We start from the raw sequence: 25,066 nt of genomic DNA on the forward strand, positions 1-25,066 counted from the left end.
GTTTGCACCAGCCTCGCTTGCCGCCATAATGGCCGATTCGAATCTCCACGACCCAGAAGGATCGCCCGTGAGCCAAGCCTTGATCACCGCATTGCAAAACCCCGCCCTGTTTCCCCATCCGGTCAAGCAATTCCAGGTGATTGAAACTCACATTTCCTGGGTGCTGTTGACCGGCGACTACGCCTACAAGATCAAGAAACCGATGAACTTCGGCTTCCTGGACTTCACCGAACTGTCCGGGCGCAAGCACTTCTGCGCCGAAGAGCTGCGCCTGAACCAGCGCCTGACCGAAGGTTTGTATCTGGAAGTGCTGCCGATCACCGGCAGCGCCGATGCGCCGCAACTGGCAGGCGATGGCGAGCCTATCGAGTACGCGCTGAAGATGCGCCAGTTCCCCCAGGACCAGATGCTCAGCACCCTGCAAGCCAATGGCGAACTGACCGCCGAGCACATCGACCAGATGGCCCGCCAGATCGCCGAATTTCATCTGCAGGCGCCCAAGGTGCCTGTCGACCACCCACTGGGCACCCCGGACAGCGTCATGGCGCCGGTGGAGCAGAACTTCGAGCAGATCCGTCCGTTCCTCTCCGACAAGGCTGACCTGCAACAGCTCGATGCCCTGCAAGCCTGGGCCCAGGACAACTTCAAGCGCCTGCACGGCCTGCTCGAAGCCCGCAAGGCCGAAGGCTTCATCCGTGAGTGCCACGGTGATATCCATCTGGGCAATGCCACCCTGATCGACGGCAAGGTCGTGATCTTCGACTGCATCGAGTTCAACGAGCCTTTCCGCCTGACCGACGTGTATGCCGACACCGCCTTCCTGGCCATGGACCTGGAAGACCGTGGGCTCAAGTCGCTGTCGCGCCGTTTCATCAGCCAGTACCTGGAACTGACCGGCGACTATGCCGGCCTTGAACTGCTGAACTTCTACAAGGCTTACCGTGCGCTGGTACGGGCCAAGGTCGCCCTGTTCAGCATGCCGGCCAACGCCGACGCGGTGCAACGCGCCACAACCCTGCGCACCTACCGCAACTATGCCAACCTGGCGGAAAGCTACAGCGCCATCCCATCGCGCTTCCTGGCGATCACTCATGGCGTGTCTGCCGTAGGCAAGAGCCACGTGGCCATGCGTCTAGTGGACGCCCTGGGCGCCATTCGCCTGCGTTCGGATGTAGAGCGCAAACGCATGTTCGGCGAGCAGGCAAGCACCAGCGCCGGCCAGCTGCAAGCCGGCATCTATAGCGAGGACGCCAGCCAGGCCACCTACCAGCGCTTGCACCAACTGGCCGAGACCATCCTGCGCGCAGGGTTCCCGGTGGTCATTGATGCCACCTACCTCAAGCAGGCGCAGCGCCAGGCCGCCGCCGGTGTCGCCAGCGAGACCGGCGTGCCGTTCCTGATCCTTGACTGCAATGCCCCCGACGCGGTCATTGCCAGCTGGCTGGCACAGCGCCAGGCCGACCAGAACGACCCATCGGATGCCACGCTGGACGTAATCAAGGCACAGCAAAGCAGCCGCGACCCGCTCAGTGCCGAAGAAGTACTGCAAAGCAAACGAGTGGAAACCAACGAAAGCGGCAGCCTGGACCTGCTGGTCAAGCAGATCCGCCAGCGCCTGCCAGGGCTCTGATCGCCCTCGGAGCGTGAAGCAGTCGACACTTCACGCTTGAGCTCGAACGCCTCCCTGAGGATGACACTATAATGCCATCATCGGGTTACACAGGGAGGCGCCTTCATGAATCAGCCACGGCAATTGGACAGCGCGCTGTATGCGCTGGTGCATGACGAACAGATCGCCCACTTCAACCGCGAGAAACCCAAGGACGCGGCCATCGACTTTCGCGGCGGCGACTTTCGCGGACTCGACCTGCGTGAACTGGACACCGCCGGCATCGACTTCACCGATGCCTATTTCCGCGCCGCCGATCTGCGCGGGCTGGACCTTCGTCATAACGGCCTGGAAGGCGCGAGTCTGTCTCATGCGCAAATTTCCGGCACCTACTTCCCCAGCGAGCTGAGCGCCGACGAGATCCTCATGTCGGTCAACTTCGGCACACGGCTGCGCTACCGCACCCGCTGACAAGCCCTGAACACCCCGCCAGGCGCGGCCTGGCGAGGTGTTTGTGGCTACCCGTCGGCACCCGATGGCAAAACGCCGCGTATTTTTGAAGTGCCGCTACACTGCTCATTGACCTGCCAGCGATTCCCTCTCAAGACCGTTCAGCCGTCGCAAGGAGGCTTGATGAACGATGAACTCCAGCATCTGAAAAATCTTGGCAAGACCTCTGCGCAGTGGCTGCATGCGGTCGGCATCCACAGCGCTTCGGATTTGCGTCGACTCGGAGCGGTGAACGCCTACCAGGCAGTACGCACCCGCGGCTTTCGGGCCTCGAAGGTGCTGCTGTACGCAATCGAAGGCGCCCTGCTCGATATGCACTGGAATGACATCCCCCCTGAACGCAAGGAAGCGCTCAACCAGCAACTGGATGCCAAGGCCCCGAGAAAAAATAATTGAAAATATAAGATCCCAACGATTGACATCGAAATGAGAATCGTTATGATTATCACAACTGGTCGCGAGACTGGTTGGGTAACCTGAAAGCCCCTGGTTCGGACTCTCAGATTATCTCCTCATCAGGCTAATCACGGTTATTGACCCGGCAGTTTTGCCGGGTCTTTTTTTGCCTGCGATTTGTCAGCGGGCAATGATCAACGGATGCCCACGCTCCGGATGCGGCTGTACCAGCACGTCGATACCGAACACTGCCTTGAGCGAATCAGGCCGCAGCGCCTGGTCGGGGCTGTCCAGTGCATGCATGCGCCCCTGTTCGAGCAACAGGATCCGGTCGCAGTAACGCGCCGCCAGGTTCAGGTCATGCAATATGACCAGCACCGCCGCACCGCGATCGGCAAAATTGCGGACGGCTTGTAAGGTGGTGTGTTGATGCAATGGATCGAGCATCGACGTCGGCTCATCGAGCAGCAACGTCCTCCCCTCCTCCCCCGGCCACAACTGCGCCAGCACCCGCGCCAGGTGAACCCGTTGCCGCTCCCCCCCGGACAAGGCCAGGTAGCTGCGCCCGACCAGGTGCCGGGCATCTGCGGCTTGCAACGCTGCGTCGACAATCTGCTGGTCACAGACCAGCCCGGTTCGATGCGGCAGGCGGCCCATGCCGACCACTTCTTCGACCTTGAACGCAAACCCGAGACTGGAGATCTGAGGCAACACCGCCAGACGCTGGGCTCGCTCCTGCCCAGGCCAGTGCGACAGGTCCCGGCCATCCAGGGTCACACGCCCCTGATTAGCATTCAATTCGCCGCACAGTGCGCCGAGCAAGCTGCTTTTACCGGCACCGTTGGGGCCAAGAACACCCAGCACCTGGTAGGGCTGCACCGCCAGGCTGACATTGCTCAGCACCTGATTGGTGCCCCGTTGCAGAAACAGGTTTTCGACACAGAGCATCAGGTACGCCCCCGCAGCAACAGGTAAAGGAAAAACGGTGCGCCGATAAAGGCCGTGACGATACCGATGGGCAACTCGGCAGGCGCCAGCGCCAACCGCGCGATCAGGTCGGCAAACAGCAGCAGCGAAGCCCCTGCCAACAGCGAGGCTGGCAGCAGCACACGATGATCGGGACCGGACAACAGGCGAACCAGATGCGGCACCACCAACCCGATGAAACCGATCAGACCGGCAGCCGCCACCGCAGCCCCCACACCCAATGCCGTACAGAACACCAGTTCGCGCTTAAGGGCCTCGACCTCTATGCCCAGGTGCCTTGCTTCCGACTCGCCCAACAACAAGGCATTCAGGGCCTGGGCCCGACGCGGCAGCCACAGCGCAACGCCGACGGCAACCATCACCAGCGGCCACAACCGCTGATAGCTGGCACCGTTGAGACTGCCCAGGTTCCAGAAGGTCAGCGTGCGTAAGGTCGCGTCGTCGGCCAGGTACGTGAACAGGCCAACGGCCGAGCTGGCCAGGGCGGTCAAGGCGATGCCGGCCAGTAGCATGGTTGCGACGCTGGTCTGACCATCGCGCCGGCCCAGGCGATAGACCAGGGCGGTCACACCCAGGCCGCCGAGAAAGGCACAGACCGACAGCAGGTACGGTGCAAAGGCTTCCGGGATACCGCCCAGCCAGCTGCCGCCGACAATCGCGACCGCCGCGCCAAGCGCCGCGCCACTGGACACCCCAACCAGGCCAGGGTCGGCCAGCGGGTTACGAAACAGGCCCTGCATGGCCACCCCGGAGAGCGCCAGCACCGCCCCGACCGTCAGGCCGAGCAAGGTGCGCGGCAGGCGAATCTGGCCGAGGATGAGCTCGGCCTGATCAAGCCCGTCCCCGGCAATCGGCAGTCCCAGCAAGCGCAAGCCCGCACGCAGGGTATCCATCAGTGGCAAGCTGACCGGCCCCAGCGCCAGGGACAACCACACCGCCAGCAGGCACAGCAGCACCAGGGCGACGAACAGCGTCCTGGGCTTGATCAACTGATTCATTGGGCGGTGGGGTAAAAGGCTTGCGAGAGGCGCTGCAAGGTACTCGGCAGACGTGGACCAAGACCACCCACCAGCAAGGTCGGGTCAAGCTCTACCAACCGGCCCGCTTGTGCCGCCTTCGAGGCCTTCAAGGCAGGGTTCTCCTTGAGCAGGGCCTGCATGGCCTGTTCACCGCTGAGACTGCGATCGGCAAACACCAGCACGTCAGGGTTCAGCGCGGCCAAGGCTTCGACCGAGAAATTCTTGTAGCCGTCGTTGTCGGCCAGGTTTCGGGCGCCTGCCTGCTGGAGGAGCCAGTCACCGGCAGTCCCCTTGCCGGCGATCATCGGCTTGGCGCCAGCATGGCCGACCAGCAGGATGACGCCGGGGACAGGGTGTTGGGCCTGAACCTGCTTGAGCGTGGCTTGCAGGTCATCGAGCTGCTGGCGGTACTGACCATAGACCTGCTCGGCCTGCGCCTGATTACCGAGCAATCGCCCCAGATGCTTGAGGTTGGACTCCACCGCCTGCAGATCGGCCTTGCTGGAAAACAGTTCGACCTGAACCCCAGCCCCGCGAATTTGCGCCAGCACCGGCGGCGGCCCCATTTCTTCGGTACCCACCAGCACATCCGGGCGCAGACTCAGCACGCCTTCGGCCGACAACTGGCGCTGATAGCCAATGCTGGGCAAGGCCTTGAGCGACTCGGGGTGCTGACTGGTGGTATCAACCCCCACCAGCCGCGCTTCACCGCCCAGTGCCGTGACCCATTCACTCAGCGCCCCGCCGGCACTGACCCAACGCTGCGGCAAGGCTTCGGCTTGAACGAGGCTTGTGAACACAAGGCCCATACACAGCGTGATCAGGCTGGCACTTCGGCGCATAACGGACTTCCTGGGAAAAGGGCGGTATCCGGGTGGATAACGCTGGAGCCACGGGGTATAAAGCGTCCGACGCGGCGTGTTGGAATAATTTGATAATTATTTGCATTTGAACGTCAAGCGACCACCGTGACTTCAGGTACCTCCCCTCGCCATGCACTTTCTTTGTTTTCCCGACGAATTGGGTGAAGGCCACAGCCGTGGCTTTACCCTCGACGACACCGAACTGTTCGCCGTTCGCCGCGCAGGCAAGGTCTATCTGTACCAGAACCGCTGCCCCCATCGCGGCATCCCGCTGAACTGGGAGCCGGACCAGTTTCTCGACAGCAGCGCCAGCCTGATCACCTGCTGCCGCCATGGCGCGCTGTTTCTGATCGAGTCGGGTGAATGCGTGGCCGGGCCCTGTGCCGGCGACTACCTGACCGCCCTGGCGTGTCGGGAAGACAGCCAGGGTATCTGGCTCATCAGCTGAGCAATACCGGCAAGGGCCGATCGATATAGATCTGCTCGCCGTCGATGTGCGTGCCATAGGCCAGAACCTCGACCCCATCGGCCACCGCAGCGCGCAAGGCCGTTGCATAGGCGGCATCGACTTCTTCGGCTGGGCGCACCGCTTCGATACCGCTGAGGTTCACACAGTACAACTGCACCGCCCGCACGCCTTGACGCGCCAGCGCCGCCAGTTCGCGCAAGTGCTTGGCGCCGCGCTGGGTGACCGCGTCCGGAAAGGCTGCCACGGCCGAGTCGGCATACCCCAGGGTCACACTCTTGACCTCGACATAAGCCGGCCCCTGGGCATAGTCCAGGCGAAAATCCACCCGGCTGCGCTCCTCGCCGTAAGCGACCTCGCGCTTGAGCCCCGTGAACCCGGCCAGCTCGGTGATGCGGCCGGCAAGCAATGCTTCCTCGACCAGAGCATTGGCCCGCCCGGTATTCACACAAGCCAGCCGCCCCTGGGGGGTTTCGCTGATCTCCCAGGTACCCGGCAGCTTGCGCTTGGGGTCATTGGAGCGGCTGAACCACACCTGCCCGCCTTCGACCATGCAATTGAACATCGAGCCCGTGTTGGGGCAATGGATAGTCATCTGCTCGCCGCAGGGCAGCTCGATATCGGCCAGGAAGCGTTTGTAGCGGCGCAGCAAGCGAGCGGTTTCGAGGTTTGGAGTAAAACGCATCAGCCTTGCCAGCTCCGCAAGCCCCGGGTAATCCGCTCCACCGCTTCCTGCAGGCGCGGCAAGCTCTGGGTATAGGCAAAGCGCACATGATGCCCAGCGAGGTGGCGCCCGAAATCCAGTCCGGGTGTGAACGCAACGTGTTCGGTTTCAAGGAAATGCTGGCAAAACGCAAAGGCGTCACCGCCAAAGGCGCTGATGTCGGCATACAGGTAGAACGCGCCTTGCGGTTCCACGGCGATACCGAAGCCCAGGTCACGCAGGGCCGGCAGCAGGAAGTCACGGCGACGCGCGAACTCGGCACGACGCTCTTCGAGAATGGCCAGGGTGCGTGGCTCGAAGCAGGCCAGCGCCGCATGCTGGGCCATGCTCGGGGCACTGATATAGAGATTCTGCGCCAGCTTCTCCAGGTCGCCCACCGCCTCTGGGGGGGCCACCAGCCAGCCAAGACGCCAGCCAGTCATGCCGAAATACTTGGAAAAACTATTTAAAACGAAGGCGTGGTCATCGACTTCCAGCACGCTGGTGGCATCCATCCCGTAGGTAAGCCCGTGGTAAATCTCGTCGACAACCAAGTGACCGCCGTGGGCCCGGGTAGCCGCAGACAGGCCGGCCAGTTCGGAGCGATCCAGCACAGTACCGGTCGGGTTGGCCGGGGATGCCACCAGGGCACCCACGGTGTCGTTGTCCCAATAGCGATCGACCAGATCGGCGGTCAGTTGATAGTTGACTTCAGGACCTACGGGCACCAGCTGAGCACCGCCTTCGACCAAGCGCAAAAAGTGCCGGTTGCAGGGGTAACCCGGGTCGGCCAGCAACCAGTGCTTGCCCGGATCCACCAGCAAGCTGCTGGCCAGCAGCAGGGCACCGGAGCCACCGGGGGTAATGAGAATGCGCTGGGGGTCGATGTTCAGTCCGTAGCGCTGCTGGTAGAAGCCTGCAATGGCTTCGCGCAAGGCCGGCAAACCGCGTGCAGCGGTGTAGCGCGTGTGCCCGGCAGCCAGCGCGGCCTGCCCGGCCTCGACGATGGGCGCGGCGGTGGTGAAGTCCGGCTCGCCGATTTCCAGGTGAATCACATCACAGCCGCTGGCTTGCAACTCATTGGCGCGCGCCAGCAGTGCCATGACGTGGAAGGGTTCTATGGCGCGGCTGCGCGCACTGTAGGACTGGGCCATCAGCCTTCTCTCAAATGGGTCTAGAATATTGATTCTACCCATGTGCTGGAGCGAACGTGTGGCTAAACCTGCTGTCAACCACGAAGACAACCGGGAGTAGCGCGCCCCGATTCGATCTGGTAAGTTCGGCGGCTCGCAGTCGCAGGGCCGGCGGGCGCCGGAGATGGAGCAGCCTGCGCAATGGATTAGAAGAGTGAGAGGCGGTCTATTCATGTCCACCCAAGAAAAGCAACAAAGCAGTCAACTCGTTCGCGGCTTCGAACCCTACAAAGAAACCAAGGGTGAGGAGTACATGGGTGCCCCCATGCGCAAGCATTTCACCACGCTCCTTCATAAGTGGAAGAAAGAGCTGATGGAAGGTGTGGACGCGACTGTGGACCACATGAAAGACGAGGCAGCCAACTTCCCGGACCCGGCCGATCGCGCCAGCCAGGAAGAAGAGTTTGCCCTTGAGCTGCGTAACCGCGATCGCGAACGCAAGCTGATCAAGAAAATCGACAAGACCCTGCAACTGATCGAAGACGAAGAGTACGGCTGGTGCGACAGCTGCGGCGTGGAAATCGGTATTCGCCGCCTGGAAGCACGCCCGACTGCCGACCTCTGCTACGACTGCAAGACCTTGGCGGAAATCAAGGAAAAGCAGGTCGGCAAGGCCTGATCTGACCAGAACGGGGCGCTCAAGGCGCCCCGCTTCATTTATAGCTGCACCGATTGTCTCGTACCCTCGCCATGAGCATGAACAACCCTCGCTATATCGGGCGCTTCGCCCCTACTCCCAGTGGCTTCCTGCATTTCGGCTCTCTGGTCGCGGCCTTGGCCTCCTGGCTCGACGCGCGCGCCGTGGGCGGCCAGTGGCTGCTGCGCATGGAAGACATCGACCCACCGCGTGAAGCCCCCGGCGCCCAGGCGGCCATTCTGCACACCCTGGAAAGCTACGGCCTGGAGTGGGACGGCGAAGTGGTCTACCAGAGCCAGCGCCACGACGCCTATGCCGAGGTGGTCGAACGCCTGTTCCGCCAGGGGCTGGCCTACGCCTGCACTTGCTCGCGCAAACAGCTCGAGGGCTACAACGGTATCTATCCAGGCCTGTGCCGCAACCTGGGCCATGCCCAGCAGGATGCCGCCATTCGCTTGCGCGTTCCGGAACTGACCTACCGGTTCGAGGACCGGGTGCAAGGCATTTTCGAGCAACACCTGGGCCGTGAAGTGGGCGATTTTGTGATTCGCCGCCGCGACGGGCTCTACGCCTATCAGCTGGCTGTTGTGCTGGATGACGCCTGGCAAGGGGTGACCGATATCGTGCGTGGCGCAGACCTGCTCGACAACACACCACGCCAGCTTTATCTGCAGGAGCTACTGGGACTGTCGCAACCTCGCTACCTGCATGTTCCGCTGATCACCCAGCCCGATGGGCACAAACTGGGCAAAAGCTACCGCTCCGCTCCACTGCCTGCCGAGCAAGCGACGCCCCTGATCCTGCGCGCCTTGCGCGCGTTGGGCCAGCCCACCGATCCCGCCATGGAACACGCCCGGCCCGCCGAGGTACTGGCCCATGCCGCGCGGCACTGGAGCGCCGATGCCCTCCCCCGACGCCTGAGCGTGCCCGAAGCAGACCTGCACTGAATCCGGTAGGCGCGGGCTTGCTCCGCGATAAGCCTTGCGCTCTCGTGGGGCAAGCCCGCTCCTGCACAAAGCTCAATAAATTCAAAACTTTGGCTAAAACACGCAAGGCCGTTTGCAGTCGCCAGCCCATCCGTTACCATCGCCGCAGCCATTTGCGCCAATAATAAGTCCAAGCAGCAGCGCCCTAACCTTTGAGGCCAGCATGTATATCTATCGTTTGGTCCTGCTTCTGGTCGTGGGGATCTACCTGTTCTCCCCGGCCATCATGGACTGGTGGATCGAGCCGACCGGAGCCTGGTATCGCCCTTACCTGCTCTGGCTGATCCTGATCGTCGTGACCTTTATCCTGCAGAGCCAACGTGATGCCGATGAGCTTTAGCCTGACCCAGATGATCCTGATCAGCGCCGCCTACCTGCTGGTGCTGTTCGGCGTGGCCTGGGTCAGCGAACGCGGCATGATCCCGCGCTCGATCATTCGCCACCCACTGACCTACACCCTGTCGCTGGGGGTGTACGCCAGCGCCTGGGCTTTCTATGGCTCGGTAGGCCTGGCCTACCAGTACGGCTATGGATTCCTCGCCTGTTACCTCGGGGTTTCCGGCGCCTTCCTGCTGGCGCCGGTCTTGCTGTACCCCATTCTGAAGATCACCCGTACCTATCAGCTATCGTCCCTGGCCGACCTGATCGCCTTCCGCTTTCGCAGCACCTGGGCTGGCGCGTTGACCACGGTGTTCATGCTGATCGGTGTGCTGCCCTTGCTGGCGTTGCAGATCCAGGCGGTGGCCGACTCCATCAGCATCCTCACCGGCGAACCCGTCAAGGCCCGAGTGGCCCTGGCCTTCTGCGCGCTGATTACCCTGTTCACCATTTTCTTCGGCTCCCGGCACATCGCCACACGGGAAAAACACGAAGGCCTGGTATTCGCGATTGCCTTCGAGTCGGTCATCAAGCTCCTGGCCCTGGGAGGCATCGGCCTGTATGCCCTCTATGGCGTATTCGGCGGTCCACACCAACTGGAAGTCTGGCTGCTGCAGAACCAGACCGCCCTGGCCGCACTGCATACGCCCTTGCAGGAAGGTCCGTGGCGCACCTTGCTGCTGGTGTTCTTTGCCTCGGCCATCGTCATGCCGCACATGTACCACATGGCCTTTACCGAGAACCTCAATCCGCGCTCGCTGGTCAGCGCCAGCTGGGGCCTTCCGCTGTTCCTGCTGCTGATGAGCCTGGCGGTGCCGCTGATCCTCTGGGCCGGCCTGAAGATGGGCGCCAGCACCAGCCCCGAGTACTTCACCCTGGGCCTGGGCATCGCCGCCAACAACCAGGCGCTTGCCTTGCTTGCCTATGTCGGTGGTCTCTCCGCCTCCAGCGGCCTGATCATTGTCACGACCCTGGCGTTGTCGGGCATGGCCCTCAACCATCTGGTACTGCCCCTGTACCAACCGCCTGCCGAAGGCAATATCTACCGTTGGCTGAAGTGGACCCGTCGGGCCTTGATCGTCGCCATCATTGCCGCAGGTTTCGGCTTCTACCTGACCTTGGGCAGCCAGCAGGATCTTGCCAACCTGGGCATCGTTGCCTTTGTTGCCACCCTGCAGTTCCTGCCCGGCGTCCTCTCGGTGCTGTACTGGCCGACCGCCAATCGCCGTGGGTTCATCGCCGGGTTGCTCGCCGGGATCCTGGTGTGGATGGTGACCATGTTGCTGCCGCTGGTGGGCAATCTGCAGGGTTTCTACATCCCGTTGCTGAACATGATCTACGTGCTCGACGACACCAGTTGGCACATGGCAGCCATCGCCTCACTGGCAGCGAACGTGCTGTTGTTCACCCTGATCTCGCTGTTCACCAACGCCAGCAGCGAAGAAGTCAGCGCTGCCGAAGCCTGCGCCGTAGACAACGTGCGTCGCCCGCAACGGCGCGAGCTGCACGCTGCGTCCCCCCAGGAGTTCGCCACGCAACTGGCCAAGCCCCTGGGGGCCAAGGCGGCACAAAAGGAGGTCGAGCAGGCCCTGCGCGACCTTTACCTGCCGTTCGATGAACGTCGCCCCTATGCACTGCGCCGCCTGCGTGACCGGATCGAGGCCAACCTGTCCGGCCTGATGGGCCCCAGTGTTGCCCAGGACATGGTGGAAACCTTCCTCCCCTACAAATCGGGTAACGAGAATTACGTCACCGAAGACATCCACTTCATCGAAAGCCGCCTGGAAGATTACCACTCGCGCCTGACCGGCCTTGCCGCCGAACTCGATGCCCTGCGTCGCTACCACCGCCAGACCTTGCAGGAACTGCCCATGGGCGTCTGTTCGCTGGCCAAGGACCAGGAAATCCTGATGTGGAACAAGGCCATGGAAGAGCTCACCGGCATCCCGGCCAAGCGCGTGGTTGGCTCTCGCCTGACCACTATCGGCGAACCCTGGCGCGGGCTGTTGCTGGGCTTTATCAACGTCCCCGATGAACACCTGCACAAGCAGCGTCTCGGGCTCGATGGTCAGACCCGCTGGCTGAACCTGCACAAGGCCGCTATCGACGAACCCCTGGCGCCGGGTAACAGCGGCCTGGTAGTGCTGGTCGAGGACCTGACCGAAACCCAGGCCCTGGAAGACAAGCTGGTGCATTCCGAGCGCCTGGCCAGCATCGGTCGCCTGGCCGCAGGCGTCGCCCACGAAATCGGCAACCCGGTCACCGGTATTGCTTGCCTCGCCCAGAACCTGCGCGAAGAGCGAGAAGATGATGGCGAAATTACCGAGCTCAGCAGCCAGATCCTGGAGCAGACCAAACGCATCTCGCGCATCGTGCAATCGCTGATGAGCTTTGCCCACGCCGGCAGCCACCAGCAAAGCGACGAGCCGGTGTGCCTGGCTGAGGTGGCGCAGGATGCCATCGGTCTTCTGGCCTTGAACCGGCGCAATTTCGAAGTACAGTTTTTCAACCTGTGCGACCCCGAACACTGGGTCGAAGGCGATCCGCAACGCCTGGCCCAGGTACTGATCAACCTGCTTTCCAACGCCCGCGATGCCTCCCCTCCCGGCAGCGCCGTAAGGGTCAAGAGCGAAGCGAGCGAGCATACCGTCGACCTGATCGTCGAGGACGAAGGCAGCGGTATTCCGAAAAACATCATGGATCGTCTGTTCGAACCCTTCTTCACTACCAAGGACCCGGGCGAAGGTACCGGACTGGGGCTTGCTCTGGTCTATTCCATCGTGGAAGAGCATTATGGACAAATCACCATCGACAGCCCGGCCGATACTCAAAGCCAGCGCGGCACCCGGATCCGAGTGACCCTGCCGCGTCATGTCGTAGCGACGTCCGCTGTGAACTGAGACCGTCGAGAGAATTGAATCAATGCCGCACATTCTGATCGTCGAAGACGAAACCATCATCCGCTCGGCGCTGCGTCGACTGCTCGAGCGGAACCAGTACCAGGTCAGCGAAGCCGGCTCGGTTCAGGAAGCCCAGGAACGCTTCAGCATTGCCACCTTCGACCTGATTGTCAGCGACCTGCGTCTGCCCGGCGCCCCGGGCACCGAGCTGATCAAGCTCGGCCAGGGTACGCCGGTGCTGATCATGACCAGCTACGCAAGCCTGCGCTCGGCTGTCGACTCGATGAAGATGGGCGCGGTGGACTACATCGCCAAGCCGTTCGACCATGACGAAATGCTCCAGGCGGTGGCGCGGATCCTGCGCGATCGCCAGAACGCCCCGGCGGTGCCTGCCGAGGCCCGTGGCAACGGCAAGTCTGCCCCGGCAGACAAAGGCAGCAGCAATGCGGCCAACGGCGAGATCGGCATCATCGGCTCCTGCCCACCGATGCAGGACCTGTACGGGAAGATCCGCAAGGTCGCGCCTACCGACTCCAATGTATTGATCCAGGGTGAATCGGGTACCGGCAAGGAACTGGTCGCCCGCGCCCTGCACAATCTGTCGCGCCGGGCCAAGGCACCGATGATTTCGGTGAACTGCGCAGCGATCCCTGAGACCCTGATCGAATCGGAACTCTTCGGCCACGAAAAAGGCGCCTTTACCGGTGCCAGCGCCGGCCGCGCAGGCTTGGTCGAAGCGGCCGACGGCGGCACCCTGTTCCTCGACGAGATTGGTGAGTTGCCCCTGGAAGCCCAGGCACGCCTGCTAAGGGTGTTGCAGGAAGGCGAGATCCGCCGGGTCGGCTCGGTGCAGTCGCAAAAGGTCGATGTGCGCCTGATCGCCGCGACTCACCGTGACCTGAAGAACCTGGCCAAGGTCGGCCAGTTCCGTGAAGACCTTTATTACCGCTTGCACGTCATCGCCCTCAAGCTACCCGCCTTGCGCGAGCGCGGCACCGACGTCATCGAGATCGCCAACGCCTTCCTCGCCCGCCAGAGTGCGCGCATCGGTCGTAATGACCTGCGCTTCGGCCATGACGCCGAGCAGGCCATCCGTCACTATTCCTGGCCGGGTAACGTCCGTGAGCTGGAGAACGCCGTCGAGCGTGCCGTGATTCTTTGCGAGAGCCCGGAAATCTCTGCCGATCTCTTGGGCATCGACATCGAGCTGAGTGACCTGGACGACGATGAACCCTTCGCCAGCCTGCCCAGCAGTGGCAGCGCGGCTAGCACTACCAGCCACGAACCCACCGAGGACCTTTCCCTGGAAGACTATTTCCAGCACTTCGTTCTCGAACACCAGGACCACATGACCGAGACCGAGCTTGCACGCAAGCTGGGGGTCAGCCGCAAGTGCCTATGGGAACGCCGTCAACGCCTGGGCATCCCGCGGCGCAAGAGCGGCGCGACCAGCGAAGGCTGATACCTTTCAGCTGTCACCACGGGCGCGCGGCGGTAACACTGTCACACCGCGACAAACTGTTACCTCGCCACAATCTCGTAACAAAACCGGGGCTTACGGTAACGAAGCCCCGGTTTTTTTTCGCCCTGCCAGGCCCCCTAAACCGCTCCAACCCCTTGTTTTACTGGGGTTTGCAAAAGTTGGCACGGCACCTGCTATATGTTTGGTACAAGAACAATAACAAGCACTGCAAAAGACAATAAAAATAAGACGAATCGGCTCACGCACAATAAGAACAAGACGGCGGAGGCGCAGCTAACTGATTCTTTTGGAGAGGAGTTGTATTTGGGGCTTGCCCCACAACCAGGCAGAGAACAACAAAAACTGCACTCAAGCAGGGCCTGAACTGGTTGGATCGCAAGATCATTGCAACGTCAGCGACCAAAGCAATCCGTTTGCTCTTGAATCCCGGTTAGGGAGATCGTCCACAAGCTTTGCGTTTTGTGGATAGGGCGCTCAACAAAAACAAAAAGCCCGGCAAAAAAATAATAAGAGCACGCAACTACTTCTTGGGGAGCTTCGGCTCCCCTTGTAGTTTCTCCCCCGCGTCACCCCCTCGTTGCTACCGCCTACACCATCTGCCCAGTAAATGCTAGAATCCCCGGCCATCATGCGGCCATTCTTCTTTTTTGGCCGAACATTCCTTCAAACAGTGCATCCCATGCTGAAGAAGCTGTTCCAGTCGTTCCGTCCTCCCGTACGTGGTCCGCACCACAAGCGCACCACGCCTGAAGTGATCAATAGCGGTCAACACTCGCTGCAACGTGGCCAATTCAGTCGTCATGCGGTGAGCATCGTCGAGCGCCTGCAAAATGCTGGCTACCAGGCCTACCTGGTTGGTGGCTGCGTGCGTGACCAACTCCTGGGGATTACCCCCAAGGACTTCGACGTCGCCACCAGCGCCACGCCAGAACAGGTTCGTGCCGAGTTTCGCAATGCGCGCATCATTGGCCGCCGTTTCAAGCTGGTTCACATCCATTTCGGACGTGAAATCATCGAAGTCGCCACCTTCCGCGCCAACCACCCGGAAAGCGAAGCTGAAGACAGCCACACCTCGTCACGTAACGAGAGTGGACGAATTCTGCGCGACAACGTCTATGGCACCCTGGAAGAAGACGCGCAGCGCCGCGACTTCACCATCAACGCCCTGTACTACGACCCGGTCAGCGAGCGCATCCTCGACTACGCCAATGGCGTACACGATATTCGCAATCGCCTGATTCGCCTGATCGGCGATCCGACCCAGCGTTACCAGGAAGACCCGGTACGGATGCTGCGTGCCGTGCGCTTTGCCGCCAAGCTGAACTTCGGTATCGAGAAGCACACCGTGCAGCCGATCCGCGACCTGGCGCCAATGCTGCGTGAGATCCCGGCCGCCCGCCTGTTCGAGGAAACGCTCAAGCTGTTCCTCTCCGGCTACGCCGCCGATACGTTTGAAATGCTGGTCGACCTGCAACTGTTCGATCCACTGTTCCCGGCCAGTGCCGAGGCCCTGGAAGAACACCCGACCTATACCCACACCCTGATCAGCCAGGCACTGATCAACACCGACCTGCGCATCAAACAGGGCAAACCGGTAACCCCGGCCTTCCTGTTTGCCGCCCTGCTCTGGCCGGCACTGCCAGGTCGCGCCTTGCGCCTGCAGAGCCGCGGCATGCCGCCGATCCCGGCCATGAACGAAGCTGCCCACGAGCTGATCGCCGAACAGTGCCAGCGCATCGCAATCCCCAAGCGTTTCACCCTGCCGATCCGCGAGATCTGGGACATGCAGGAGCGTCTGCCACGGCGCAGCGGCAAGCGTGCCGACCTGCTGCTGGACAACCCACGCTTCCGTGCCGGCTACGACTTCCTGCTGCTGCGTGAAAGCGCTGGCGAAGAAACCGACGGCCTGGGGCAATGGTGGACCGACTACCAGGACTGCAACGACTCCGAGCGCCGCGACATGATTCGCGAGCTGGGCTCGCGTGACGAAGGTACCGGTGCCGCTCCGCGCAAACGCAAGCGCAGCCCGAGCAAACGCAAACGTGCCGACGCCGCAGGCGAATAAGCATGGAGCGCGTGTACATCGGCCTGGGCAGCAACCTGGATGAGCCGCACGAACAGCTACGCAGCGCAGTCAATGCGCTGCACCAGCTGCCTGAAACAACGGTGACGGGGGTTTCTGCGTTCTACAGCAGCGAATCGCTGTCACCGGGCCAACCGCGCTATACCAATGCCGTTGCCGCCCTGGAAACCGATCTGCCGCCACTGACGCTGCTTGATAGCTTGCAGGCCATCGAGGCCGCCCAGGGCCGCGAGCGCAAGGAGCGCTGGGGCCCGCGCACCCTCGACCTGGACATCCTGCTCTACGGCAACCAGGTCATCGACATCCCCCGCCTGAAGGTCCCGCACTACCACATGCAGGCCCGACCGTTCGTCCTTTACCCCTTGGCCGAACTGGTCGCGGATGACTTCATGCTGGCCGATGGGCGCGCACTTGCCCAACTGCTGGCAGAATGCCCGTTCGTCGGCCTGGAGCGCCTGTAGCCGGGCGTTCCCCCACGCGGTAACGCCCGTAACAACGCATTCGTAACAATGCGGTAACAGGGTAATTGACTTCAGCCCCCACCCTCACGACTATAGGCGTCCCGTGGCGCCTGCGCGCCGCAAAAAGGCGTATATAGGCCTGGAACAGGTCGTAACCAAAACACCACATTCGATGATGTGCTGTTCCAGAAGATGAATACACGCGTTGTACGCAGTCGTTTTTCACAGCGCCTGAACGAGGATTCCTTTTCATGCCAGAAGTAACCCTGACCACCCTGCAGAGCCTCAAGGCCAAGGGTGAGAAAATAACCATGCTGACCTGCTATGACGCGACCTTTGCTCAGGCTGCCAGCCGTGCAGGCGTGGAAATATTGCTGGTGGGTGACTCCCTGGGCATGGTCTTGCAAGGCCATGACAGCACCCTGCCCGTCAGCACCGCCGACATGGCGTACCACACGGCCTGTGTGAAGCGCGGTAACGACGGCGCACTGATCCTCGCCGACCTGCCCTTCATGGCCTACGCCACCGCCGACCAGGCCTTCGCCAATTGCGGCGCCCTGATGCAGGCTGGCGCCCACATGGTCAAGATCGAAGGCGCCGCCTGGCTGGGCGACACCATTCGCATGCTGGCCGAACGTGGCGTACCGGTGTGTGCCCACATGGGCCTGACCCCTCAGGCGGTCAACATTCTGGGTGGCTACAAGGTCCAGGGCCGCCAGGAAAGCCAGGCCCGCCAGATGCGCGCTGACGCCATTGCCCTCGAGCAGGCCGGCGCCGCCATGCTGCTGCTTGAGTGTGTGCCGAGCGAACTGGCGGCTGAAATCACCCAGGCCGTGAGCATTCCGGTAATCGGCATCGGCGCAGGCAGCGCGACCGACGGTCAGGTTCTGGTGCTCCACGACATGCTGGGCTTGTCGTTGACTGGCCGAGTGCCCAAGTTCGTGAAAAACTTCATGGTCGGTCAGAGCGACATCCAGGGTGCGCTCCAGGCTTACGTAGCAGCGGTCAAGGACGTCAGCTTCCCAGGCAGCGAACACGGGTTCAGTGCATGAATACAGTCAAGACCGTCCGCGAACTGCGCGCCGCCGTGGCGCGTGCGCGCAGTGAAGGCAAGCGCATCGGCTTCGTACCGACCATGGGTAACCTGCACAGCGGCCATGCCGCCTTGGTGACCAAGGCAGCGCAGCGTGCCGACTTCGTGGTCGCCAGCATCTTCGTCAATCCGTTGCAGTTTGGCCCCAGCGAAGACCTCGACAAATACCCGCGTACCCTCGCTGCCGACCAGGAGACTCTGCTCCAGGCCGGTTGCCACCTGCTGTTCGCGCCCACCGTCGAAGAGATGTACCCCGACGGCATGGCCGGCCAGACCCGGGTCAGCGTCCCACAGTTGTCTGAAGGCTTGTGCGGCGCCAGCCGCCCAGGGCACTTCGAGGGTGTGGCGACCGTGGTCAACAAACTGTTCAACATGGTCCAGCCGGACTTGGCCGTATTCGGCCAGAAGGACTTCCAGCAGCTCGCGGTGATCCGCGCACTGGTGCGGGACCTGAACATGCCGATCCAGATCATCGGCGAGCCGACCGTGCGCGCCGACGATGGCCTGGCGCTGTCGTCGCGCAACGGTTACCTGAATGAAGAACAACGTGCTACCGCCCCGGCGCTCTACCGTGTGCTGAGCGACATGGCGACAGCGATCGAGCAAGGTCAGCGGAATTACCCGGCACTGATCGCCAGCAGCCAGGAACATCTGGCCGCCGCCGGCTTTCGCCCTGACTACCTGGAAGTACGCCAGGCCCTCAGCCTGCGCCCGGCCACAGCCGATGACCGCGACCTGGTCATCCTGGTGGCAGCGTTCCTGGGTGCCACGCGCCTGATCGACAACCTGCACCTGAACCTCGACGACCAGTAACAAGATCCCGCAAGAGGAATCCCATGCACGCCATCATGCTCAAGGCCAAGCTGCACCGCGCCGAAGTCACTCACGCGGTGCTCGACTACGAAGGCTCCTGCGCCATCGACGGCCTCTGGCTCGACCTGTCCGGTATTCGCGAGTACGAACAGATCCATATCTACAACGTCGACAATGGCGAGCGCTTCACCACCTATGCCATTCGCGGCGAAGAAGGCTCGCGGATGATCTCGGTCAACGGCGCTGCCGCGCACAAGGCCAAGGTCGGTGACCGGGTGATCATCTGTGCCTATGCTCACTACAGCGAAGCCGAGCTGGCCAACTTCAAGCCACGCATGCTCTACATGGCCCCTGGTAACGAACTGAGCCATACCAGCAACGCCATTCCCGTCCAGCTGGCCTAAGGTCAGCCCCCTGTCAGGCAGGCTGATGGCATTAATTGCCATAAGCTTGCAAACAGGTCGTTTTTTTCAGTGTCCAAGGCAGTTCAAGCAATAAGGAAACCTGCAGCGATGGCGTATTACCGCTCCCCTCATGATGCAACGACTTTGCCCGCGTGGCAGGCGCTCCAGCAACACCGCGAAGCCATGCAGGAATTCAGCATGCGCGACGCATTCAATGCCGACCCGCAACGTTTCAACCAGCTGTCCCTGAGCTGCTGTGGCCTGTTTCTCGATTACTCGAAGAATTTGATCAACGGCCAGACCCGCGACCTGCTGGTCAACCTGGCCAACGAAGCCGGCTTGCAGGACGCGATCAAATCGCTGTTCGCCGGCGAGATCCTCAATGCCTCCGAAGGCCGCCCGGCGCTGCACACGGCTCTGCGCCGCCCCGTAGGCGACAAGTTGAACGTCAACGGCGTCAACGTGATGCCCGAGGTGCACAAGGTCCTCAACCAGGTGACCGAACTGGTCGGACGCATTCATCACGGCCTGTGGCGCGGCTACAGCGAAAAGCCGATCACTGACGTGGTGAACATCGGCATCGGCGGCTCGTTCCTCGGCCCCGAGCTGGTCTCGGAAGCCTTGCTGCCCTACGCCCAGCGCGGTGTACGCTGCCATTACCTGGCCAATATCGACGGCAGCGAGTTCCACGAGCTGTCGGCCAAGTTGCGCGCCGAAACCACGCTGTTCATCGTTTCGTCGAAATCCTTCAACACCCTGGAAACCCTGAAGAACGCCCAAGCGGCGCGTAGCTGGTACCTGGCCCAGGGTGGTTCGGAAGCCGAGCTGTACAAGCACTTCATTGCCGTCTCCAGCAACAAGACGGCCGCAGTGGCCTTTGGTATCCGCGAAGAGAACATCTTCCCGATGTGGGACTGGGTTGGCGGTCGTTATTCGCTGTGGTCGGCGATCGGTCTGCCGATCGCGCTGGCCATCGGCACTGCCAACTTCAAGGAACTGCTGTCTGGCGCCTACACCATGGACCAGCACTTCCAGAACGCGCCATTCGACCAGAACATGCCGGTGCTGCTGGCCCTGCTGGGCGTCTGGTACGGCAACTTCTGGGGCGCGCAGAGCCATGCGATCCTGCCCTACGACCACTACCTGCGTAACATCACCAAGCACCTGCAACAGCTGGACATGGAATCCAACGGCAAGAGCGTTCGCCAGGACGGCACGCCGGTCAACCACGACACCGGTCCGGTGATCTGGGGTGGCGTGGGCTGCAACGGCCAGCACGCCTACCATCAGTTGCTGCACCAGGGCACGCAATTGATCCCGGCAGACTTCATCGTGCCGGTCGTCAGCTTCAACCCGGTGGCTGACCATCATCAGTGGCTGTATGCCAACTGCTTGTCGCAAAGCCAGGCACTGATGCTCGGCAAGACCCGCGCCGAAGCAGAGGCCGAGCTGCGCGACAAAGGCCTGGCAGAGGACGACATCCAGAAGCTCGCCCCCCACAAGGTGATCCCGGGCAACCGCCCGAGCAACACCCTGGTGGTCGAGCGCATCAGCCCCCGTCGCCTGGGTGCGCTGGTGGCAATGTACGAGCACAAAGTGTTCGTGCAGAGCGTGATCTGGGGTATCAACGCCTTCGACCAATGGGGTGTTGAGTTGGGCAAGGAGCTGGGCAAGGGTGTGTACCAGCGCCTGACCGGGGGCATCGAAGAGCCCGCCGAAGATGCCTCGACCCAGGGCCTGATCAACTTCTTCCGCAGCCGCCACCGCGGTTGAACCCGCCTGCGCTGCCCCTGGTCGAACGAACACGGCCAGGGGTAGCGGCTACACTGTTCTGACACTGTTGCAGGAGCCCGCCCCCGGCAGGCTTCTGACTAAAACAAGCAGAACAGGACCCCGCCATGTTCGATATCAGCGCCTATCCCCATGCCGACGCCGTCAGCAAAGCGGCACGACTGAGCCAGGCCGACTATGAACGTCTGTACCGCCAGTCGATAGAAGACCCCGATGCCTTCTGGACCGAACAGGCCAAGCGCCTGGACTGGATAAAACCCTTCAGCAGTGTCCAGCACAGCGATATGAAAACCGGCCAGGCACGCTGGTTTGAAGGCGCTCAACTCAACGTCAGTTACAACTGCATCGACCGTCACCTGGCCACTCGCGCCGATCAAGTCGCGATCATCCGCGAAGGCGACGACCCAGCCGATTCCAGCCAGATCACCTACCGCGAACTGCATGACAAGGTCAGCCGCCTGGCCAACGTGCTCAAGCAGCGCGGCGTGAAAAAAGGTGACCGGGTGTGCATCTATATGCCGATGATTCCCGAGGCGGCCTACGCCATGCTGGCCTGCAGCCGGATCGGTGCGATCCACTCGGTGGTGTTCGGCGGCTTCTCGCCCGATGCCTTGCGGGACCGGATTCTCGATGCCGATTGCCGCACGGTCATTACCGCTGACGAAGGGGTGCGCGGCGCCAAGACCATCGCCCTGAAGAAGAACGTCGACAAGGCCCTGGTCAGTTGCCCGGACGTGAGCAGCGTGGTGGTGATCAAGCGCACCGGCGGCGCTATCGACTGGAGCGATGGCCGCGATATCTGGTACCACGAAGCCATCGCCCAAGTGAGCCCAGACTGCCCGCCCGAGCCAATGGCCGCCGAAGATCCGCTGTTTATCCTCTACACCTCCGGCAGTACCGGCAAACCCAAAGGTGTCATGCACACCACCGCCGGCTACTTGCTACAAGCCGCGATGACCTTCGAGACGGTGTTCGACTACCGCGACGGCGAAGTGTTCTGGTGCACCGCCGACGTGGGCTGGGTTACCGGCCATAGCTACATCGTCTATGGGCCGCTGGCCAACGGTGCGATCACCCTGATGTTTGAAGGCGTGCCCAATTACCCGGATGCCTCGCGCTTCTGGCAGGTGGTGGACAAGCATCGCGTGAATATCTTCTATACCGCCCCCACCGCGCTGCGCGCCCTGATGCGTGAGGGCGACGGCCCCCTGAAGAGCACCTCGCGCAACAGCCTGCGCCTGCTGGGCAGCGTTGGCGAGCCGATCAACCCGGAAGCCTGGGAATGGTATTTCGAGGCCGTGGGCGAGAAACGCTGCCCCATCGTCGACACCTGGTGGCAGACCGAGACCGGTGGCATCATGATCAGCCCGCTGGTGGGTACGCGGCGTATCAAGCCGGGTTGCGCAACGCAACCCATGTTCGGCGTGCAGCCCGTGCTGCTCGACGACAAGGGCAAACTGATCGAAGGTGCCGGCAGCGGGATGCTGGCGATAAAGGCCAGTTGGCCTGCGCAGATCCGCAGCGTGTACGGCGACCATCAACGAATGATCGATACCTACTTCAAACCGTTGCCGGGGTATTACTTCACCGGTGACGGCGCCCGCCGCGACGCGGATGGCGACCTGTGGATAACCGGTCGCATCGATGACGTGATCAATGTCTCCGGGCACCGGATCGGCACCGCCGAGGTCGAGAGTGCACTGGTGCTGCACGATGCCATCGCCGAGGCAGCCGTAGTCGGGTACCCTCACGACTTGAAGGGCCAGGGCATCTATGCCTTCGTCACCCCCATGAACGGCATCGCCCCGGACGACGCGCTCAAACAGGAGCTGCTGGGCTTGGTCAGCAAGGAGATTGGCAGCTTCGCCAAGCCGGAACTGATCCAGTGGGCCCCGGCCCTGCCCAAGACCCGCTCAGGCAAGATCATGCGCCGCATCCTGCGCAAGATCGCCTGTAACGAGCTGGACAACCTCGGCGACACCTCAACCCTGGCCGACCCCAGTGTGGTCCAGGGCTTGATCGACAAGCGCCTCAACCAGTAACGGCAGCCTCTTCCCGGCTGCCACGCCACAAGGTAGCCATGGAAGCGATTCGCCGCCGTATCGAAACCCAGGTGATGAGCCTCACCGGCTTGTCCCTGGGGCAACTGGACCTCGAAACTCCCAAGGGCGACCCCGGCCTGTTTGGCCCGGACAGTATCAGCTGGCGGGTGCACGGGGATTTCCCCAGCATGCTGGTCGGTGGGATCAGCGCCTTGCTCCTGCAACTGCTGCATCCACTGGCGCTGGCGGGGGTGTGGGATCACTCCAACTTCCGCCAGGATCTGCTCGGGCGCCTGCGACGCACCAGCCAGTTCATCTCGGGGACCACGTTTGGCGCTACCCGCGATGCCGACTGGCTGATCGAAAAAGTGCGCACCATCCACCTCCAGGTAGTAGGTAGCGCCGCCGACGGACGCCCTTACGCCGCCAGCGATCCTGACTTGCTGACCTGGGTGCATGTGGCTGAAGTCAGCAGTTTTCTCGCCGCCCACCTGCGCTACCGCAACCCCCACATGCCGCTGGACAAGCAGGACGCCTACTACGCTCAAATCGCCCTGATCGCCGAACGCCTGGGCGCCCGCGATGTACCCCGCTCTCGCCAGCAGGTGAGCGACTACCTGCAAGCCATGCGCCCACAATTGCACTGCGATGCACGCAGCCACGAAGTGGTCCAGGTGTTGCTCGATGCCCCGGCCCCCAGCCGCCTGGCCAAGCCGATGGGCAGCCTGATGCTGCGCGCCGGCATTGATCTGTTGCCACTCTGGGCCAGTGACCAGCTCGAGCTGCGGCAGCATCCCCTGCAGCGCCGCCTGATCCGCCTGGGCATTCACACCACCGCACCGGTGTTGCGCTGGGCCATGCGCGATGGCTCGCTGCAACGGGCCCGGCGGCGCATGGGGCTCGTTTGAGGGCGACCGGCCGGTTCGCCGTTGGCAGTCCCCCCGGCATCTATGCCACCATGACGGTCTATCAAGGCCCCGAGGGGCTTGTGCTGTTCTGATACCCAATCGAATAAGAATGAGGACCTGCGCCATGCAAGATGTCGTTATCGTTGCCGCCACCCGTACCGCTGTCGGTAGCTATCAGGGAGCATTGGCAACCATTCCTGCCGTAGACCTGGGTGCTGCGGTGATTCGCCAATTGCTGGCTCAGACGGGCGTCGCCGGCGAAGAGGTCGATGAAGTGATCCTCGGCCAGGTATTGACCGCCGGCGCCGGGCAAAACCCCGCCCGCCAGGCCGCGATCAAGGCAGGCCTGCCCCACGCGGTACCCGCCATGACCCTCAACAAAGTCTGTGGCTCTGGCCTCAAGGCCCTGCACCTGGCCACCCAGGCCATTCGCTGTGGTGACGCCGACGTCATAATCGCCGGCGGCCAGGAGAACATGAGCCTGGCCAACTATGTGCTGCCCGGCGCACGGACCGGCCTGCGCATGGGCCACAGCAGCCTGATCGACACCATGATCAGCGACGGCCTGTGGGATGCCTTCAATGACTACCACATGGGCATCACCGCCGAGAACCTGGTGGAGAAGTACGGCATCAGCCGCGAGGACCAGGATGCCTTCGCCGCCGCCTCGCAGCAGAAAGCCGCAGCGGCCATCGAGTCGGGGCGGTTTGTCGACGAAATCACGCCGATCCTGATCCCTCAGCGCAAGGGCGAACCGGTGGCCTTCGCCGCCGACGAACAACCTCGCGCGGGCACCACCGCCGAGTCCCTGGGCAAACTCAAGCCCGCCTTCAAGAAAGACGGAACAGTGACAGCCGGTAACGCCTCTTCACTTAACGATGGCGCGGCGGCGGTGATGCTGATGAGTGCCGCCAAGGCACAGCAGCTGGGCTTGCCGGTGCTGGCCCGGATCAAGGCCTACGCCAACGCAGGTGTCGACCCGGCAATCATGGGCATCGGCCCGGTGAGCGCTACGCGCCGCTGCCTGGACAAGGCCGGCTGGCAGTTGGCCGACCTGGACCTGATCGAAGCCAACGAAGCGTTCGCGGCCCAGGCCCTGTCGGTTGGCAAAGAGCTGGGTTGGGATGCCAGCAAGGTCAACGTCAACGGCGGTGCCATTGCCCTGGGCCACCCGATCGGTGCTTCTGGCTGTCGTGTGCTGGTCACCCTGCTGCACGAGATGATCAAGCGTGATGCCAAAAAAGGCCTGGCCACCCTGTGCATTGGTGGCGGTCAGGGCGTTGCCCTGGCGATCGAGCGCTAATCACTGCGGGAGGGGCTGCAACGGCCCCTCCCTCGTCT

23 protein-coding genes are annotated in these 25,066 nt (G+C 62.4%); 18 read left to right on the forward strand and 5 right to left on the reverse strand.

Annotation, left to right across the window (positions count from 1 at the left end; translation table 11 throughout):
• The first annotated feature begins 67 nt into the window (after positions 1-67).
• The 3 genes from U9R80_RS23600 (at position 68) to U9R80_RS23610 (ending at position 2,515) form a co-directional block, all read left to right on the forward strand.
• Positions 68-1,630 carry a bifunctional aminoglycoside phosphotransferase/ATP-binding protein gene (locus U9R80_RS23600; protein ID WP_301840114.1) on the forward strand — a complete coding sequence of 521 codons (1,563 nt, stop codon included), beginning with the start codon at positions 68-70 and terminating at the stop codon, positions 1,628-1,630.
• Positions 1,631-1,735: 105 nt separating this feature from the next.
• Positions 1,736-2,080, forward strand: coding sequence for a pentapeptide repeat-containing protein (locus tag U9R80_RS23605; RefSeq protein WP_301840113.1), 345 nt, complete (start codon positions 1,736-1,738; stop codon positions 2,078-2,080).
• A gap of 162 nt (positions 2,081-2,242) precedes the next feature.
• Complete coding sequence (locus U9R80_RS23610; protein ID WP_301840110.1) at positions 2,243-2,515, forward strand: TfoX/Sxy family protein; 273 nt, start codon at positions 2,243-2,245, stop codon at positions 2,513-2,515.
• A 180-nt stretch (positions 2,516-2,695) separates the two neighbouring features.
• Here U9R80_RS23610 and U9R80_RS23615 read toward each other — a convergent pair whose 3' ends face one another.
• Genes U9R80_RS23615 through U9R80_RS23625 form a run of 3 tightly spaced genes read right to left on the reverse strand, consistent with a single transcriptional unit; the run spans position 2,696 to position 5,363 of the window.
• Positions 2,696-3,463, reverse strand: a complete 768-nt coding sequence (locus tag U9R80_RS23615; protein WP_301840109.1) for a heme ABC transporter ATP-binding protein — start codon at positions 3,461-3,463, stop codon at positions 2,696-2,698.
• Complete coding sequence (locus tag U9R80_RS23620; RefSeq protein WP_301840141.1) at positions 3,463-4,446, reverse strand: FecCD family ABC transporter permease; 984 nt, start codon at positions 4,444-4,446, stop codon at positions 3,463-3,465. Before U9R80_RS23620 ends, U9R80_RS23615 begins: the two co-directional genes overlap by 1 nt.
• Before the next feature lie 50 nt (positions 4,447-4,496).
• Complete coding sequence (locus U9R80_RS23625; protein ID WP_301840107.1) at positions 4,497-5,363, reverse strand: heme/hemin ABC transporter substrate-binding protein; 867 nt, start codon at positions 5,361-5,363, stop codon at positions 4,497-4,499.
• 151 nt (positions 5,364-5,514) lie between these two features.
• Here U9R80_RS23625 and U9R80_RS23630 point away from each other — a divergent pair, with 151 nt between their 5' ends.
• Positions 5,515-5,832: a Rieske (2Fe-2S) protein gene (locus U9R80_RS23630; RefSeq protein ID WP_301840106.1), complete on the forward strand. Its 318-nt coding sequence runs from the start codon at positions 5,515-5,517 to the stop codon at positions 5,830-5,832.
• Here the strand turns inward: U9R80_RS23630 and sfsA are convergent.
• Positions 5,825-6,535: a DNA/RNA nuclease SfsA gene (gene sfsA, locus U9R80_RS23635; protein WP_301840104.1), complete on the reverse strand. Its 711-nt coding sequence runs from the start codon at positions 6,533-6,535 to the stop codon at positions 5,825-5,827. The genes U9R80_RS23630 and sfsA overlap by 8 nt on opposite strands.
• Positions 6,535-7,707 (reverse strand): pyridoxal phosphate-dependent aminotransferase, encoded by a 1,173-nt coding sequence (locus U9R80_RS23640; protein WP_301840102.1) that lies wholly within the window; start codon positions 7,705-7,707, stop codon positions 6,535-6,537. The genes sfsA and U9R80_RS23640 overlap by 1 nt, the downstream gene beginning before the upstream one ends.
• 211 nt (positions 7,708-7,918) lie before the next feature.
• Between U9R80_RS23640 and dksA the strand changes: the two genes are divergently transcribed.
• From dksA to U9R80_RS23710, 14 genes are all read left to right on the forward strand, one after another.
• Positions 7,919-8,365 carry an RNA polymerase-binding protein DksA gene (gene dksA, locus U9R80_RS23645; protein ID WP_301840100.1) on the forward strand — a complete coding sequence of 149 codons (447 nt, stop codon included), beginning with the start codon at positions 7,919-7,921 and terminating at the stop codon, positions 8,363-8,365.
• 77 nt (positions 8,366-8,442) lie between these two features.
• Positions 8,443-9,330, forward strand: coding sequence for a tRNA glutamyl-Q(34) synthetase GluQRS (gene gluQRS / locus U9R80_RS23650; protein ID WP_301840140.1), 888 nt, complete (start codon positions 8,443-8,445; stop codon positions 9,328-9,330).
• A gap of 202 nt (positions 9,331-9,532) precedes the next feature.
• The gene (locus U9R80_RS23655) at positions 9,533-9,709 is read left to right on the forward strand and encodes a hypothetical protein (RefSeq protein ID WP_003250005.1); all 177 of its coding nucleotides are present in this window, start codon (positions 9,533-9,535) and stop codon (positions 9,707-9,709) included.
• Entirely contained in the window at positions 9,693-12,647 is a 2,955-nt protein-coding gene (locus tag U9R80_RS23660) for a sensor histidine kinase (RefSeq protein WP_301840098.1), read from the forward strand. Before U9R80_RS23655 ends, U9R80_RS23660 begins: the two co-directional genes overlap by 17 nt.
• A 22-nt stretch (positions 12,648-12,669) precedes the next feature.
• On the forward strand, positions 12,670-14,109 hold the full coding sequence (locus U9R80_RS23665; protein WP_301840097.1) for a sigma-54-dependent transcriptional regulator: 1,440 nt from the start codon (positions 12,670-12,672) through the stop codon (positions 14,107-14,109).
• A gap of 700 nt (positions 14,110-14,809) precedes the next feature.
• Positions 14,810-16,195 (forward strand): polynucleotide adenylyltransferase PcnB, encoded by a 1,386-nt coding sequence (locus U9R80_RS23670; RefSeq protein ID WP_301840096.1) that lies wholly within the window; start codon positions 14,810-14,812, stop codon positions 16,193-16,195.
• A 2-nt stretch (positions 16,196-16,197) separates the two neighbouring features.
• A complete protein-coding gene (gene folK / locus U9R80_RS23675) occupies positions 16,198-16,674 on the forward strand; it encodes a 2-amino-4-hydroxy-6-hydroxymethyldihydropteridine diphosphokinase (RefSeq protein WP_301840095.1) in 477 nt (158 codons plus the stop codon).
• A gap of 251 nt (positions 16,675-16,925) precedes the next feature.
• Entirely contained in the window at positions 16,926-17,726 is an 801-nt protein-coding gene (gene panB / locus U9R80_RS23680; protein WP_274114821.1) for a 3-methyl-2-oxobutanoate hydroxymethyltransferase, read from the forward strand.
• Positions 17,723-18,580 (forward strand): pantoate--beta-alanine ligase, encoded by an 858-nt coding sequence (gene panC, locus U9R80_RS23685; RefSeq protein ID WP_301840090.1) that lies wholly within the window; start codon positions 17,723-17,725, stop codon positions 18,578-18,580. The genes panB and panC overlap by 4 nt, the downstream gene beginning before the upstream one ends.
• A gap of 23 nt (positions 18,581-18,603) precedes the next feature.
• Positions 18,604-18,984: an aspartate 1-decarboxylase gene (panD, locus tag U9R80_RS23690; protein ID WP_301840089.1), complete on the forward strand. Its 381-nt coding sequence runs from the start codon at positions 18,604-18,606 to the stop codon at positions 18,982-18,984.
• A gap of 108 nt (positions 18,985-19,092) precedes the next feature.
• Positions 19,093-20,757: a glucose-6-phosphate isomerase gene (gene pgi / locus U9R80_RS23695; protein WP_301840088.1), complete on the forward strand. Its 1,665-nt coding sequence runs from the start codon at positions 19,093-19,095 to the stop codon at positions 20,755-20,757.
• Positions 20,758-20,882: 125 nt separating this feature from the next.
• The gene (gene acs / locus U9R80_RS23700) at positions 20,883-22,817 is read left to right on the forward strand and encodes an acetate--CoA ligase (protein WP_301840087.1); all 1,935 of its coding nucleotides are present in this window, start codon (positions 20,883-20,885) and stop codon (positions 22,815-22,817) included.
• 38 nt (positions 22,818-22,855) lie between these two features.
• Positions 22,856-23,725: an oxygenase MpaB family protein gene (locus U9R80_RS23705; protein WP_301840086.1), complete on the forward strand. Its 870-nt coding sequence runs from the start codon at positions 22,856-22,858 to the stop codon at positions 23,723-23,725.
• 124 nt (positions 23,726-23,849) lie between these two features.
• On the forward strand, positions 23,850-25,028 hold the full coding sequence (locus tag U9R80_RS23710; protein ID WP_301840085.1) for an acetyl-CoA C-acetyltransferase: 1,179 nt from the start codon (positions 23,850-23,852) through the stop codon (positions 25,026-25,028).
• Positions 25,029-25,066 lie beyond the last annotated feature (38 nt).

Source organism: Pseudomonas sp. JQ170C (assembly GCF_035581345.1).
In the GTDB taxonomy this organism is placed as follows: Bacteria; Pseudomonadota; Gammaproteobacteria; order Pseudomonadales; family Pseudomonadaceae; genus Aquipseudomonas.

Excerpts from the sequence above, each read along its gene's own strand:
- U9R80_RS23605 (WP_301840113.1), top strand. The coding sequence starts at position 1,736 with ATGAATCAGCCACGGCAATTGGACAGCGCGCTGTATGCGCTGGTGCAT.
- U9R80_RS23610 (WP_301840110.1), top strand. The coding sequence starts at position 2,243 with ATGAACGATGAACTCCAGCATCTGAAAAATCTTGGCAAGACCTCTGCG.
- U9R80_RS23615 (WP_301840109.1), bottom strand. The coding sequence starts at position 3,463 with ATGCTCTGTGTCGAAAACCTGTTTCTGCAACGGGGCACCAATCAGGTG.
- U9R80_RS23625 (WP_301840107.1), bottom strand. The coding sequence starts at position 5,363 with ATGCGCCGAAGTGCCAGCCTGATCACGCTGTGTATGGGCCTTGTGTTC.
- U9R80_RS23630 (WP_301840106.1), top strand. The coding sequence starts at position 5,515 with ATGCACTTTCTTTGTTTTCCCGACGAATTGGGTGAAGGCCACAGCCGT.
- sfsA (WP_301840104.1), bottom strand. The coding sequence starts at position 6,535 with ATGCGTTTTACTCCAAACCTCGAAACCGCTCGCTTGCTGCGCCGCTAC.
- U9R80_RS23640 (WP_301840102.1), bottom strand. The coding sequence starts at position 7,707 with ATGGCCCAGTCCTACAGTGCGCGCAGCCGCGCCATAGAACCCTTCCAC.
- dksA (WP_301840100.1), top strand. The coding sequence starts at position 7,919 with ATGTCCACCCAAGAAAAGCAACAAAGCAGTCAACTCGTTCGCGGCTTC.
- gluQRS (WP_301840140.1), top strand. The coding sequence starts at position 8,443 with ATGAACAACCCTCGCTATATCGGGCGCTTCGCCCCTACTCCCAGTGGC.
- U9R80_RS23655 (WP_003250005.1), top strand. The coding sequence starts at position 9,533 with ATGTATATCTATCGTTTGGTCCTGCTTCTGGTCGTGGGGATCTACCTG.
- U9R80_RS23660 (WP_301840098.1), top strand. The coding sequence starts at position 9,693 with ATGCCGATGAGCTTTAGCCTGACCCAGATGATCCTGATCAGCGCCGCC.
- U9R80_RS23665 (WP_301840097.1), top strand. The coding sequence starts at position 12,670 with ATGCCGCACATTCTGATCGTCGAAGACGAAACCATCATCCGCTCGGCG.
- U9R80_RS23670 (WP_301840096.1), top strand. The coding sequence starts at position 14,810 with ATGCTGAAGAAGCTGTTCCAGTCGTTCCGTCCTCCCGTACGTGGTCCG.
- folK (WP_301840095.1), top strand. The coding sequence starts at position 16,198 with ATGGAGCGCGTGTACATCGGCCTGGGCAGCAACCTGGATGAGCCGCAC.
- panB (WP_274114821.1), top strand. The coding sequence starts at position 16,926 with ATGCCAGAAGTAACCCTGACCACCCTGCAGAGCCTCAAGGCCAAGGGT.
- panC (WP_301840090.1), top strand. The coding sequence starts at position 17,723 with ATGAATACAGTCAAGACCGTCCGCGAACTGCGCGCCGCCGTGGCGCGT.
- panD (WP_301840089.1), top strand. The coding sequence starts at position 18,604 with ATGCACGCCATCATGCTCAAGGCCAAGCTGCACCGCGCCGAAGTCACT.
- pgi (WP_301840088.1), top strand. The coding sequence starts at position 19,093 with ATGGCGTATTACCGCTCCCCTCATGATGCAACGACTTTGCCCGCGTGG.
- acs (WP_301840087.1), top strand. The coding sequence starts at position 20,883 with ATGTTCGATATCAGCGCCTATCCCCATGCCGACGCCGTCAGCAAAGCG.
- U9R80_RS23705 (WP_301840086.1), top strand. The coding sequence starts at position 22,856 with ATGGAAGCGATTCGCCGCCGTATCGAAACCCAGGTGATGAGCCTCACC.
- U9R80_RS23710 (WP_301840085.1), top strand. The coding sequence starts at position 23,850 with ATGCAAGATGTCGTTATCGTTGCCGCCACCCGTACCGCTGTCGGTAGC.